The organism is Cytobacillus horneckiae (assembly GCF_002835735.1).
Taxonomy (GTDB): Bacteria; Bacillota; Bacilli; order Bacillales; family Cytobacillaceae; genus Cytobacillus; species Cytobacillus horneckiae.
This window is the reverse complement of record NZ_PISD01000068.1, coordinates 50,068-64,609: the sequence shown is the minus strand read 5'-3', so window position 1 is coordinate 64,609 and position 14,542 is coordinate 50,068. Positions and strand designations below refer to the sequence as shown.

The window sequence follows — 14,542 nt, the reverse complement described above, 5'->3', positions numbered from 1 at the left end:
TCAACTAACAATCAGTGGGGGGTGAAGAAAACCCCCGCTGATTGAAGTTTCACTTTATCTAAAAAACAAAGTGATGATATGATTGTAGTAGTATGAGATAAAGGGGAAAGGTGAATGGAACAATTCAATGAAGCATTTAGAAAGCGAACAAATATAAAACAGCCTGTGAGCTTTGATACTTTGGAAGAGGTTTTAAAAAAGACTGCTGCGGCTATACCGTTCGAAAATAAATCTATTTTGAAACAACAAGCTCCTTTTATTAATAAAGAATATTTATCAGAAAAGTTGTTGCGTAATAACGAAGGTGGACTATGTTATGAATTGAATCCACTGCTTTATCACTTCTTGAAAGAAAATGGAATGAGTGTACAATTAATTAGAGGAACTGTATTTGATCAAGCTGAAGATACTTGGTCTAAAACTGGCAACACACATGTGCTCATATTACTTTCAAATAAAAATGAACAATATGTGGTGGACACAGGCTTCGGCAATAATTTGCCGCTTACTCCAGTTCCACTGACAGGTAAAGCTGTTACATCTGAAAATGGAGCCTTTCGTATCAATCATCATGACAGTGAATATACATTAGAGATGAATAAAAACAATGAATGGAAAGTGGGCTATAAATTCAGTTCTAATGATATCATTTCTGATGATACTGAATTAGAGGAAATAAGAGATATTATCTTAAAAAGCCCGCTTTCGCCATTTAATAAAAAACTGCTTATAACAAAATGTGAAAATGGAATGACACTTACATTAACTGAAAGTTCATTTATTCAAAATAAACAGGGTGAAATAACAAAAGTGAGTCTTGCTAATTCTGAGCATATTCACTTGGCGAAGAAATATTTTAATTTGGATTTATAAGGTTGAATTATTCTGAATCCTTGAGAATGTAGACAAAGTGAAATAAAGAACTTTCAGCTAAATTTGGAGAGGTGACCGCTCGGCTCCTGCGGGTGAAGCGAGATAGCTTAGAGGCGAAGGGGCTCGACTCTCGCCCACGGAGAGCCTCGGAAAACCCCATGCATTCCTTTTAGTTTATCGCAGATTAACGGGCTGTAAGCCCGATTGGTTCAACTAATAATCAGTGGGGGATGAAGAATCCCCCCACTGATTGAAGTTTCACTTTATTTTAGAATGAGTGTCTCTAGAGTCTCAACGGATCCAGAATTACTCTGGATCCGTTATTATAGATTAAGCAAAAAGAGAAAGTTCTTCTTCAATTTTTACTCTAATATTCTCGATGCATTCTTTTATATCTTTACCAAATATGCGCTGGCCGTTAACTAAAGCGTATGGTCTCATTCTGCATAACCCGCACAGATTTTGGCATTCATAGCTCATGACCGCCACCTCTGGGTACTGCTCCAGCAGCTCTGCAAGGGCAGATTCCGATAAAAGGTTGAGGTCGCATATTTCTAATAAAATTAGACCCATTCTTTTTCACTCTTTCTTTTATCTAATAAGAAGGAATTATAATTAATATTCTTAAACAAATATCCCTTATTTAGAATATAATTAACATATCACATTAGTATAATGAAGGCATTTGCCTAATATACAGGTGAACGTCATGTTAAAATAACAAAGTACTAGTAAATTAATGCATTTCATGTTATTTTATTTTTATACCTTTCAGTATAAAAATGATTACTACCTTTGTAAAGCATAACAGATTGGAGCACAAGAATGAACATCACTGAAACTTTAAAGCAATTATGCACAGATAGCTTAATTTACAGCCAAGAACCTATGTCTAAACATACATATATCAAAGTGGGCGGGGTGGCTGAGTATTATATTCAAGCGAAAAATACCGATGATGTGGAGCGCATTGTTCAATTCGCTTATACTCATCATATTCCACTCACACTTATAGGTAAGGGAGCCAATGTCATAATCAGTGATAATGGCTTACAAGGAATTGTTCTAAACCTTGACTTTTTAAATGAGATTCGTATTGAAAATAAAGATATCATTGCTGGCAGTGGTGCAACAATCATTGATGTTTCTCGTTCAGCGCTTGCAAACGGACTATCAGGTCTTGAATTCGCATGTGGAATCCCCGGCAGTACAGGCGGAGCAGTCTTTATGAATGCGGGCGCATACGGCGGAGAAGTATCAGATGTTTTAATTGAGGTAAGTGCATTAACAATGAAAGGCGAGAGGATTACCTTGACACCTTCTGACTTTCAATTTGCCTATCGTTCCAGCGTGTTCGCGAAGCAAAGAATGATCATATTAGAAGCCAGGTTTCGTCTGCTAGATGGAAAAAAACTAGACATACAAGAGAAAATGAATGAATTTACAGCTTTGCGTGAATCAAAGCAGCCGCTGGAATATCCATCATGTGGCAGTGTATTTAAAAGACCGCCGGGACATTTTGCCGGTAAGCTCATTCAAGACAGCGGTTTACAAGGATTAACAATCGGCGGAGCTCAAGTATCAACAAAGCATGCAGGATTTATGGTCAATGTAAACGAAGCGACTGCAACTGACTACATTGAATTAATAAGGAAAGTTCAAGGAATTGTTAACGAAAAATTTAAAGTGAACCTTGAAAGGGAAGTACAAATAATTGGTGAAGACGATACAACTGAAAGGGGATAGTTAATATGAGTAAAGCAGATTTATTTAAAGAAGTCATGGGGAATTACCCTACTGGTGTGACAGTCGTTACAATGATGGATGATGAAGGTGTACCACTCGGATTAACTGTTAATTCATTTGCATCTGTTTCACTAGATCCAATGCTTTTATTATGGTCAATTGATAAGCGTGTATCATCTTATAATAAATTTACAAACACCGATAAATTTGCTGTTCATGTGCTAGCGAGTGATCAGGCAGAAGTTTGCTCACTGTTTGCATCAAAAGGATTAGATCGGTTTAAAAATACAGATTGGAAAAATTCTGAGCATAATCTCCCAATTATTGCGGATTGTGCAGGCGTTTTTCAGTGTGAAACATTTAAAACGGTTGATGCAGGAGATCATATGATTTTAATCGGCAAAGTGATTGATATTGAGAGTAATAAAAAGGAACCATTGCTATATCATAAAAGAAAGTTCGATGGCATTCCTGCAAGCTTTTATGAGTAATGAACTTAAATGTGGAGCAGTCCTTAAGACTGCTTCTTTATTTTAACAAATTTATTAGAAATTTCCGAAAAAATCTTGACTCTGATCAAATGTAGTACTAGATTTCATATATAGATAAGGAGGATAGGAAAATAATGGGCGATACTATCATGTTAGAAAATGTAAGCTTGGTTAGGAATAAGAAACCGATAGTAAAAAACATTAACTGGAATGTGAATAAAGGAGAGCATTGGGCCGTTCTTGGTTTGAACGGATCTGGGAAAACGACATTGTTAAATTTAGTTATGGGCTACAGCTGGGCTACTACAGGTCAAGTATCAGTGTTAGGGCTTTCATTGGGGAAAATAGATTTGAATGAGCTACGTAAGAGAATTGGTTGGGTCAGTTCTTCCTTTCAGGAAAGAATGCGACCTTATGATTCTGCAGAAGACATTGTTATAAGCGGAAAGCATGCCTCTATCGGTGTATATGAAAGTATAACAGAGAAGGATCATGAGAGAGCCCTTCATCTAATGGAGCAGTTAGGTTGTATACATCTTTATAATCGTACATACCAATTTTGTTCGCAAGGAGAAAGGCAAAAATTACTGATAGCGAGGGCCTTAATGGCAAAGCCGGAGCTTTTAATTTTGGATGAAGCAACAACAGGGTTGGATTTCTTATCAAGGGAAGGGCTCATGAAGGGCATTGCTGAAATTGCTAAATCACCTGAAGCGCCAGTTATGATTTTTGTCACTCATCATATTGAGGAAATCATGCCGCTTTTTAATAAAACGCTATTAATACGAGATGGAGAAATTTTTTCAAGTGGTGAAACAAAAGAAATTGTATCAAGTCATGCATTAAGCGAGTTTTTCAATATGAGAGTAAATATTGAATGGCGTGAGAAACGGCCGTGGATAAAAATTTAAGGATTGACAATGATATGAAAAAAGTGGTAATCTTCTTAAGACACTAAAAACTTTAAAATAGGAGGTATGGACAATGCGTAAAAATGATATCAGCTTAAACAGATACAACTACATAATTGTCCATACCCTTTTCATTTAAGTAAACGAATTTAATAAATGATTAGGTATGACGCTACTGTTATATACCTTTTCGGGAGATGCATGCTCTTTATAGGGTGTGCATCTTTTTTGTTGGATTTTTTAGTGATCAAAACTTAAAGGAGTAGATGATTATGTGGAAAAAATTGCAAATACTACTGTATAAAAAGGAATTACTAAATAGTGGGTAGCTCAGATCACATTTGTTGGAAAGAAGGTGTAATACATGTTTGATGTGTTAGGGAAATTAGCGTGGTTTTTCAAAAAATATTGGAAGCAATATACTCTTGCCATTATTTTATTAATCATTGCAACAATCTTAGAAATTATTCCTCCATATTTAATTGGGCTGATTATCGATATCATTACTGATGGAGCGATGACGAAAGAAATATTAATACAATATGTAGCTATTTTTATTAGCATCATTATTTCGGGCTACATTCTTAATTTTTTCTGGCAATATGGTTTATTTGAAGGAGCAATAAATCTAGAAAGAATCATGAGGCGGAAATTGATGAAACAGTTTTTGTTAATGACGCCTACTTTTTATGAAAAAAATCGAACAGGCGATTTGATGGCGAGATCGACGAATGATTTAAATGCGGTCTCACTTACAGCAGGCTTTGGCATTATGACATTAATCGACTCGACATTATTTCTCGGTGCAATCATTTGTGCGATGGGCTTTATGATTTCATGGAAGCTGACGTTCTTTGCCATGTTACCTGTTCCGATTATGGCAGTTCTTATTCAATATTTAGGCAGGCTTGTACATGAAAGATATATGAAAGCACAGGATGCGTTTGGAAATCTTAATGATAATGTGCTGGAATCTGTGTCTGGTGTACGTGTTATCAGAGCCTATGTACAAGAGAAAAAGGATGAAATGAAATTTGCTGATATGAGCGAAGATGTATACGCAAAAAATATGCATACAGCAAAAATTAATGCCCTTTTTGGACCGATTACGACGATTGGTACTGGGATAAGTTATGTAGTAGCACTCGGGTATGGTTCCGTTTTAGTATCAAACGGGGAATTAACTGTTGGTCAGCTTGTTACTTTCAATGTGTATTTAGGCTTGGCGGTATGGCCAATCTACGCGATTGGAGAATTAATTAACGTAATGCAGCAGGGCAATGCATCGCTTGATCGTGTTCAAGAAACATTAGACTACAAGGCAGATGTGGCCAATCCGCAAACAGCTGCTCATATCGAACTGCCGCATTCAGTTCAATTTAAAGACTTGTCCTTCCAATATCCAACCAGTCAAGCGGTGAATTTGAAGGAAATTTCATTGTCGTTAAAAAGCGGTGAAACATTGGGGATTGTAGGGAAAACAGGAGCTGGAAAAACGACTTTTATTAGACAGCTACTTAAAGAATATCCGCTTAAAGAAGGGCAATTATCGATTGATGATATTGATATTTCTTCTCAAACAAAGGAACAGGTTCTCGATTGGATAGGGTATGTCCCGCAAAGCCATGTTTTATTTTCACGTTCAATCCGGGAGAATATATTATTTGGCAAAGAGGATGCCACTGACGAGGATATTGACCGCTCTATATCTCTTGCCTCTTTTAAAGAAGATTTAAAGAATCTTCCACTTGGCTTAGAAACATTAGTTGGAGAAAAGGGTGTTTCTCTCTCAGGTGGCCAGAAACAGCGCGTGTCCATCGCTCGGGCTTTAATAAAAAATCCAGAAATTTTAATCCTAGATGACTCATTATCTGCTGTTGATGCTAAAACCGAGGCAAATATCATTAGAAACATTCAACGTGAACGTAGTGGGAAAACTACTATAATTACTACTCACCGTTTATCGGGTGTTCAGCATGCAGATCAAATCATTGTACTAGATGATGGAAAGATTGTGGAACATGGTAAACATGATGCGCTGCTAAAAGAAAACGGTTGGTATAAAGAGCAGTTTGATCGCCAACAGCTGGAGGGTGCACATTCATGAGTACAGGAAAACGATTAACACAATATGCATTACATTTTAAAGGTATCATTTTAGTTGCCTTACTTTTCTTAACTATTGCTGTGTTTACAGATTTAGCAGGTCCTTTTATAGCAAAGCATATCATTGATGAGTATATGACATTAGGCGACCTAAATATCCAGCCAATTGTCTGGCTGCTTTGTTTATACTTTACATTGTCAATATTGACAGCGACTTTTCGATATTTCATGTATATTCAATTACAGAAGGGCTCCAATCGGATTGTGCAAAAACTGCGAAAGGACGTGTTTGGTCATATTCAAACACTACCTATTCAATATTTTGATACATTGCCAGCCGGAAAAATTGTTGCAAGGGTAACGAATGATACAGAGGCAATAAGAAATTTATTTGTGCAAGTATTGTCCAGCTTCGTAACCAGTACGATCTCAATTATTGGTGTGTATGTTGCTTTATTCATTCTAAATTGGAAAATGGCGTTAATCGCCATGATTATGATTCCTGTTGTTTATATTTGGATGATCACTTATCGTAAATATGCTTCAAAATATAATGATATTATCAGAACAAAGATTGCAGATATTAATGCAATGATCAATGAATCTATCCAAGGAATGACAATCATTCAAGCTTTTCGACGAGAAAAACAAATGACAAAAGAGTTCGATGAGATGAATGAGGAACATTATAAATATGAGCGCAAACTGCTTGTATTAGATTCAGCAACTTCACATAATCTGGTTAATACACTCAGGTTAATATTGTTTACTGCGTTTATTATTTATTTCAGTACACAATCAATGAACAATGCGGAAATTGTCTCTGCGGGAACGCTATATGCTTTTGTCGATTATTTAACTCGATTATTCAATCCGATTACAAATATTGTGAATCAATTTTCTCAACTAGAGCGTTCACTTGTTGCTGGAAACCGAGTATTCGAGGTAATGGATTTAAAGGGGGAGATGGTATCTGAAGAAAAAATGAATCGTTACGATGGCCATGTGATATTTGAAGATGTCTCCTTCGCATATAAAGACGAAGAATATGTATTAAAAAACCTTTCATTTGAAGCAAAACGCGGAGAGACCGTTGCGCTTGTCGGTCATACAGGTTCAGGAAAAAGTTCAATTATGAACCTATTGTTCCGCTTCTACGATCCTTCAAAAGGAAAAATATATATTGACGGGATAGACATTACGTCATTATCGCGTCAGACAATCCGTGAGCATATGGGAATCGTCCTGCAGGACCCTTATTTATTTACTGGAACTATCGCATCTAATGTCAGTTTAAACAATCCAAACATCTCGATAAAACAAGTAGAGAAAGCTTTAAAAGCTGTTGGCGCAGACCGTGTCCTCCGTCATTTGGAAAATGGGATTGACGAACCGGTTATCGAAAAAGGTAGCACGCTTTCCTCTGGACAACGCCAGCTTATCTCATTCGCAAGAGCTTTGGCCTATGATCCGGCGATTCTCATATTAGATGAAGCAACTTCAAATATTGATACTGAGACCGAGGAAATCATCCAAAATGCAATGGAAGTACTAAAACAGGGAAGAACGACTTTTATTATCGCCCATCGATTATCGACAATAAAAAATGCTGATCGAATTTTAGTACTAGAGCACGGTGAGATTAAAGAACAAGGAACACATGAACAATTAGTTGCAGCTGGGGGAATATACGAACAAATGTATCAAATGCAGGCGAAATCATTGCAAGTTTAAGGATCGAATTTTTTTAGAAGCGCTCTTGCCATGCAAGAGTGGCTTTTTTTGATGATAGATGTTTTACTTTGACAAAGTAATGCCGAAAAGAGGAAAAAGTTAGTATTTAGGGTGTTACTTTTCCAAAGCAGCGCCCCAAATGAGAAGAAAGCACACCCACTACATAAACAACTCTCCATAACCTAGTCTCACAAATAAAACAAAGCGGAAATACTTAAAAAAGGATTTCCGCTTCACAGTAAAGACGTTTTCTTTCCTATTAAAGATTCTCATCATTATCGCAAGGAAAAATCGAGATTGTCATGCAGATTCCTTCAGCTAAACAGTCAATTTCTTGCTGGTTGCTATCATTTCCAAAAATAGCTGAAGGAGTGAACTATCCTCTGTTAGTTCAGGGTGAAAAGAGGTAACTAATAGATGATCTTGCTTCGCTGCAACAATATGGTTATCAATTTTGGCAAGAATCTCAACATCTTCACCAGCTTCAATTATAATCGGCGCTCTGATGAAAACAGCGGGAATTTCATTTTCAATGCCATACACATGTAAGCTTGTCTCAAAGCTTTCTTTCTGCCTGCCAAACGCATTTCTTTTTACGGTAATATCCATTAGCATTAAGTGACTATCTTCTGAATCTAATAAGTTTTTAGCTAACAAAACCATTCCAGCACATGTGCCAAATATCGGTTTATTCGCTTTTGAAAATTCTCTTATTGGGGTGAGAAAATCATAGCGATCAATTAATTTTTTGATTGCAGTACTTTCTCCACCTGGGATAATTAATCCATCAATCTCACTTAATTGTTCAGGGTGCTTGATTTGGATACCTTTAGCCCCTAGCTGATTAATTTGGTTAATATGCTCACTTACTGCTCCCTGAAGGCTCAATACACCAATTGTGTACATTTTACCAGCCACGCTCCTGCATTCTTTCTTCAGCAGACAATTTTGAAATATCGATTCCCTTCATTGCGCTACCAAGTTCTTGAGATAGACGGCCAATTAGGTCATAGTCTGTATAATGAGTTGTTGCCTGAACGATTGCGTTAGCAAATTTTTCAGGGTTTTCTGATTTGAAAATACCTGATCCTACGAAGACACCATCAGAGCCAAGCTCCATCATTAATGCTGCATCAGCCGGAGTGGCAATTCCGCCTGCGGCAAAGTTTACTACTGGAAGCTTGCCGTTTTTCTTAATTTCACGAAGGATTTCATAAGGTGCACCAAGGTTTTTTGCTTCTGTCATTAGCTCATCATCGCTCATCAATGTCACTTTGCGAATTTGTGCCTGTACCTTTCTCATATGACGAACAGCTTCAACAATATTACCTGTTCCAGGCTCACCTTTCGTGCGCAACATCGAAGCACCTTCACCAATACGTCTTGCAGCCTCACCAAGATCGCGGCAGCCACATACAAAAGGAACCGTATATTCACTTTTTAAAATATGGAACTCTTCATCAGCTGGTGTTAATACTTCACTTTCATCTATGTAATCAACACCCATTGCTTCCAGCACTCTTGCTTCAACAATATGACCGATTCTTGCTTTCGCCATTACAGGAATGGTAACGGCATTCATCACTTCTTCGACAATACGAGGGTCTGCCATTCTTGCTACTCCGCCAGCTGCTCTAATATCAGATGGTACTCGTTCTAATGCCATTACAGCTACTGCTCCGGATGCCTCAGCAATTTTTGCCTGCTCTGCATTTACAACATCCATGATGACGCCGCCTTTTTGCATTTGTGCCATTCCTCTTTTAACAGTTTCAGTACCTAATAGTTTATTCATCTTCACTACACCTCTCCATTGCAATTTTTAGATTTGTTTACTAGTATAGAAACTATCTGGTTGTATTAAAAGTATCAGTTTTTAATAAAATAATGAGGTCAGTTGAAAAAAGGAGCAAATCATATTGGAAATGTTAACATGTGAGTTAGATAGAAATAGCCAAGTCCCATTGTACGAACAATTATATTTATATATTAAAAATGAAATCACCAATGGAAGACTAGCTTATGGTACAAAGCTTCCTTCAAAAAGAAAACTTGCAGAATTTCTTGAAATTAGTCAAAATACGATTGAAACTGCTTATGATCAATTGAATGCAGAAGGCTATGTAGAAGTTATTCCACGAAAAGGATATTATGTGCAAACGTATGAAGATTTAGAATATGTTGAGAAAAACGACAAGCATGTCGAAAAAGACCAAAAACTTTCTGACCCTATTCTTTATAACTTTCATCCAAGCCATATTGACACGGTCAATTTTCCATTCGAAAAATGGCGAAAATATATGAAGAACACAATGGATTTATCAAACCATCACTTGCTTTTACTTGGCGATAACCAAGGCGAGCGGGAATTAAGAGAAGAAATTGCACATTATTTATATCACTCCCGTGGTGTTAGATGCAGACCTGATCAAATTATTGTTGGTGCAGGGATAGAAACATTATTGCAGCAGCTCATTCTTCTATTTGGAAATGACATTGTCTATGGTGTAGAGGATCCGGGATATCATCTAATGTTGAAAATATTAAAAAGCTACCCAAACGAGGTGGTGCCGCTTGGCGTAGATGAAGAAGGTGTGAAAGTTGATTGGATCACAGATTCAAAAATAAATGTCGTATACACCACCCCGTCACACCATTTTCCATATGGAACTGTGTTATCTATCAATCGCCGCAAAAAGCTATTAAACTGGGCGACTAGCAATGAAAATCATTATATTATAGAAGATGATTATGATAGTGAATTTCGCTATAATGGAAAAACGATACCATCGTTGCAAGGCATGGATGCCGGTAAAAATGTCATCTATCTAGGTGCATTTTCTAAATCTCTCATGCCTGCTATCAGAATAAGTTATATGATTTTACCAGAGCCTTTATACCATCTTTATCAAAACAAGCTCTCTTTCTATCACTCGACTGTTTCAAGGATTGATCAGTTAGTTCTTACGGAATTCATGAAAAACGGTGATTTTGAAAAGCATTTAAATCGCATGCGGAAAATTTACCGTCGTAAATTAGATATTGTTTTAGGACTTTTAAAGCCGTACGAAGAAAAGGTATCTATTATAGGTGAACGGTCAGGGTTACACATTGTCCTTGTCGTAGAGAATGGGATGGATGAACAATCTTTAGTGAACTGTGCATTGAATTTTAATTTAAGGATTTATCCACTTTCAAGTTATTCCATTAAGGAGAATCATAGTTTACCACCAAGAATAATACTCGGATTTGCTGGAATTCCTGAAAATGAGCTGGAACAGGCGATTTTTACATTACTTCATGCCTGGGGTATGAAATAATCTGACATTGCTCTCTCTTAGGTGTAGATTGTTATATACAAAGTACTATAGCTGATTTTGCACGCAGTTGTTTGGAACGGAAGCGGACCCTTCGCGAAAAGCAAGCGGGATGGAAATCATGAGTTCCTGCAGAATGAAAATCTGCTATATTACATGATTGCAGAAGATAAAAATAATAAACAAAACAAATCGTTACTGAGTGCAAAGAAGAAAGATATCATTAACTCGGCTCTTTTTTGCAGCAAAATCGATGTAAAGATTAAAATATATAGGCTGTTACCTTAATACGGTAACAGCCTTAGTATGTTGAGAAAGTGATATTAATAAAGCCTCGGAAAATCTCAAACCTTTCATTTTGTTTTTGAAATGAGCTTCCCTACAGCCCGTATATTCTTGTCTGAAGAACATGTCAATGTGATTTCCTTTTTTATATTTAAAAATATGTAAGACAGATAAATAGGAGACAAAAGTTTAAGTAAATGGTTATTTTTACTAACTTGAAACATTTATATTTTAAATATTTTAAATAATTTAACTATATGAAATATTCTTATTTTTATATGTGGCATTTCCACTATAATAATGGTTAATAAATAGACGGAGGTGAGAAAATGGATAAACGTTCTCTTAGGGATTGCTTTGGAAAGTTTTCAACAGGCGTGACTGTAGTAACTTGGTTTGATGAAGAAAGGCAAAAAGGGATTACGGTAAATTCATTTACTTCAGTTTCCTTAGACCCACCGCTTGCTCTAATATCAATCAATAAGAGTGCAAAGGCATACAGCGGACTGAAGGGAAAATCATTTTCTATCAATATTTTGGCTAGTGACCAAGAAGCTGTGGCATGGCAATTTGCTGGTCGTCGTCAAGAATCGATAAAACTAAACTGGGACAACTCAGGAATTGCACCTAAAATTAACGGAAGTGCGGCATGGCTGGAATGTGAGCAATGGAAAGAATATGATGCGGGAGATCATGTTCTTTTTGTGGGCGAAATTAAACAGTTTCATTATAGGGACGCAGACTCACTAACCTTCTATCAAGGGAAAATGGGTTCAACAAAGAACTTATAAAATAAAAATTTAAGGGGGATTTGCATGGGAATTAGAACAGGACAAGACTATATTAATGGCATTAAATCTAGAAACCCAGAGGTGTGGCTGAATGGTAGATTAGTAGAAGATATCTATAATGAACCGATTTTCAATCAACCTATTCATGAAATTGCTAAATTATATGATTTACAGCATGATCCAATATATCAAAATGATATCACACATATTTGTGAACAAACAAGTGAGCGTGTCAACAATGCTTTTTTATCCCCTAAAACAGGAGATGATTTGCAAAAAAGAAGTAAATTGTTTGAAGTATATGCACGAAAGACTTATGGCTTAATGGGAAGAACACCAGATTTTTTAAATGTTGTTGTTACATCCATGGCTCACAACTGTTGGTTTCTTGACAAATATAATAAAGACTGGTCGAAAAATATTCAAAATTACTATAAGCACATTCGCGACAATGATTTATTTCTTACACATGCAATCGTTAATCCACAAAATGATCGAAGCAAATCATCACATGAGCAAAAAGATCCTTTTACACACCTAGGAACTGTAGAAGAAACAAAAGATGGTATTATTGTTCGCGGTGCTAAAATGTTAGCAACTTTGGCACCAATTACAGATGAAGTAATTATTTATTCATTTCCTGGCTTTGTACCGGGAGATGAGCGGCATGCTCTAGCATTTGCTCTACCGATTGATGCCCCGGGCCTCCGCATTATTTGCCGTGAGCCAGTTCAGGATGGAAAACGGTCGATGTTCGATCACCCTCTTTCCTCACGTTATGATGAAATGGATGCTTTGCTTATTTTCAATGATGTTCTCGTCCCATGGAATAAGGTTTTCTTATACAACAATGTTGAAGCAGCAAATCTACTCTACCCTATGACTGGAATAGCGGAACAGCCTGCTCACCAGTCTGGCGTACGCGGTTATATTAAGTTAGCATTTGCCGTTGAAGTAGCGTGTAAAGTAGCTGACTCTATTGGAGTTGACGCTTATTTAAACGTTCAAAGAGATCTTGGCGAAGTCGTTCAATCCGTTGAAGTTATTCGTGCATTACTAAGGGTTGCAGAATATGAATACACGATCAATGAACATGGTGAAGCACGGCCAAACCCAGATGCACTAGAAACCATTCGCGGCTTTCTACCTGAAATGTATCCGCGCGCAATTGAAGTCATTCAAACAATTGGTGCAGGAGGTTTATTAATGTCACCAACTGGCGCTGATTTTGATCATCCAGACTTAAGAGAGGATGTGGAGAAATATTATGGAGGAAGAAGCGGGGTATCAGCTGAAGAGCGAGTAAGATTGTTTAAGCTTGCATGGGATTTATGTGGTGAAGCATTTGGGATGCGCCTCCTTCAATATGAGCGTTATTATACAGGAGATCCTGTAAGAAAGAGAGCCATTTTTTACAATAAATACAAAAAAGCTAAAAAATTTTCGATGGTAGATGAGGTGTTGGCTAAACCAACAAATGAGGGGTTAGAAACAATAAATCAATAGTATTTAAAAATTTGAATAATAAGGGGAGGAGTAAAATGATTTCTTCCATTGAAAAGATGACTAAAATACTTGATTTATTTAGCCATGATCATCCATCACTAGGAAATAAAGAAATAGCTGAATGGTTAGGAATTCACCAAAGCTCAGCCCACCATTTAATTAAAACAATGTGTAAAGAAGGCATATTAATTCAAGATAATAATAGAAGATACAGGCTAGGATGGAAACTACTTGAGTGGAGCAACAAGGTAATGTATCAGGAGGATATTCACAATGAAGCAGGACCAATCATAGGCAATCTTGTTAGGCATTATAAAGGAACGTCTCATATTGGTATGTTTCATGAGGGGGAGGTCAGGTTTGTTTTCAAAATGACTTCTTGCGAAATTGATCCAATCTCAACTTATATCGGGGCTAGAAAGCCCGCATATTGTACAAGCAGTGGGAAAGTTTTACTAGCTTATAATCCATCTTTTTTACGGCCGACGATGGCAAAGGGCTTATTAAAACAATCCAATAATACCATTACCTCAATTAATGACTTAGAAAGAGAATTAAAACTGATAAGAAAACAGGGGTATGCAATAAGTGATGATGAAAATGATCATGGGCTATATGGAGTAGCCGCGCCTATTTACTCTTATAATGGCGATGTAGTAGCCTCAGTAAATTTTGTTGGTGAACGACACTATATGAAAGTAAATCTCCCACATATTATTCGATCTGTTGTAAGTTCTGCCCAGACAATTTCTAAACAGCTTGGTTTTATTTCATTTGCTTAA

Annotated in this window: 13 protein-coding genes; 10 read left to right on the top strand and 3 right to left on the bottom strand. The window is 36.8% G+C overall.

Annotated features, from left to right (window positions below; all coding sequences use genetic code 11):
* The first annotated feature begins 114 nt into the window (after window positions 1–114).
* Entirely contained in the window at window positions 115–873 is a 759-nt protein-coding gene (locus CWS20_RS24365) for an arylamine N-acetyltransferase family protein (RefSeq protein WP_066198425.1), read from the top strand.
* 330 nt (window positions 874–1,203) lie between these two features.
* Here CWS20_RS24365 and CWS20_RS24360 read toward each other — a convergent pair whose 3' ends face one another.
* Entirely contained in the window at window positions 1,204–1,446 is a 243-nt protein-coding gene (locus tag CWS20_RS24360; RefSeq protein WP_066198422.1) for a YuzB family protein, read from the bottom strand.
* A 252-nt stretch (window positions 1,447–1,698) separates the two neighbouring features.
* Between CWS20_RS24360 and murB the strand changes: the two genes are divergently transcribed.
* The 5 genes from murB to CWS20_RS24335 all read left to right on the top strand — a co-directional run bounded on the left by murB (window position 1,699) and on the right by CWS20_RS24335 (window position 7,861).
* On the top strand, window positions 1,699–2,619 hold the full coding sequence (murB, locus tag CWS20_RS24355) for a UDP-N-acetylmuramate dehydrogenase (RefSeq protein ID WP_066198419.1): 921 nt from the start codon (window positions 1,699–1,701) through the stop codon (window positions 2,617–2,619).
* Between the two features lie 5 nt (window positions 2,620–2,624).
* Complete coding sequence (locus CWS20_RS24350) at window positions 2,625–3,110, top strand: flavin reductase family protein (protein WP_066198417.1); 486 nt, start codon at window positions 2,625–2,627, stop codon at window positions 3,108–3,110.
* A gap of 134 nt (window positions 3,111–3,244) precedes the next feature.
* Complete coding sequence (locus CWS20_RS24345; protein WP_066198415.1) at window positions 3,245–4,021, top strand: ABC transporter ATP-binding protein; 777 nt, start codon at window positions 3,245–3,247, stop codon at window positions 4,019–4,021.
* 364 nt (window positions 4,022–4,385) lie between these two features.
* Window positions 4,386–6,128 carry an ABC transporter ATP-binding protein gene (locus CWS20_RS24340; protein ID WP_066198412.1) on the top strand — a complete coding sequence of 581 codons (1,743 nt, stop codon included), beginning with the start codon at window positions 4,386–4,388 and terminating at the stop codon, window positions 6,126–6,128.
* Window positions 6,125–7,861 carry an ABC transporter ATP-binding protein gene (locus CWS20_RS24335; protein ID WP_066198410.1) on the top strand — a complete coding sequence of 579 codons (1,737 nt, stop codon included), beginning with the start codon at window positions 6,125–6,127 and terminating at the stop codon, window positions 7,859–7,861. Before CWS20_RS24340 ends, CWS20_RS24335 begins: the two co-directional genes overlap by 4 nt.
* 318 nt (window positions 7,862–8,179) lie before the next feature.
* Here CWS20_RS24335 and pdxT read toward each other — a convergent pair whose 3' ends face one another.
* Both pdxT and pdxS read right to left on the bottom strand, forming a co-directional pair.
* Window positions 8,180–8,767: a pyridoxal 5'-phosphate synthase glutaminase subunit PdxT gene (gene pdxT / locus CWS20_RS24330; RefSeq protein WP_066198406.1), complete on the bottom strand. Its 588-nt coding sequence runs from the start codon at window positions 8,765–8,767 to the stop codon at window positions 8,180–8,182.
* Between the two features lies 1 nt (window position 8,768).
* Window positions 8,769–9,656, bottom strand: a complete 888-nt coding sequence (pdxS, locus tag CWS20_RS24325; protein ID WP_066198404.1) for a pyridoxal 5'-phosphate synthase lyase subunit PdxS — start codon at window positions 9,654–9,656, stop codon at window positions 8,769–8,771.
* Between the two features lie 124 nt (window positions 9,657–9,780).
* Here pdxS and pdxR point away from each other — a divergent pair, with 124 nt between their 5' ends.
* The 4 genes from pdxR to CWS20_RS24300 all read left to right on the top strand — a co-directional run bounded on the left by pdxR (window position 9,781) and on the right by CWS20_RS24300 (window position 14,542).
* On the top strand, window positions 9,781–11,181 hold the full coding sequence (pdxR, locus tag CWS20_RS24320) for a MocR-like pyridoxine biosynthesis transcription factor PdxR (RefSeq protein WP_066198402.1): 1,401 nt from the start codon (window positions 9,781–9,783) through the stop codon (window positions 11,179–11,181).
* Window positions 11,182–11,792: 611 nt separating this feature from the next.
* On the top strand, window positions 11,793–12,254 hold the full coding sequence (locus CWS20_RS24310) for a flavin reductase family protein (protein ID WP_066198398.1): 462 nt from the start codon (window positions 11,793–11,795) through the stop codon (window positions 12,252–12,254).
* A gap of 24 nt (window positions 12,255–12,278) precedes the next feature.
* Window positions 12,279–13,760, top strand: a complete 1,482-nt coding sequence (locus tag CWS20_RS24305) for a 4-hydroxyphenylacetate 3-hydroxylase family protein (protein WP_066198396.1) — start codon at window positions 12,279–12,281, stop codon at window positions 13,758–13,760.
* 35 nt (window positions 13,761–13,795) lie between these two features.
* On the top strand, window positions 13,796–14,542 hold the full coding sequence (locus CWS20_RS24300) for an IclR family transcriptional regulator (protein WP_066198393.1): 747 nt from the start codon (window positions 13,796–13,798) through the stop codon (window positions 14,540–14,542).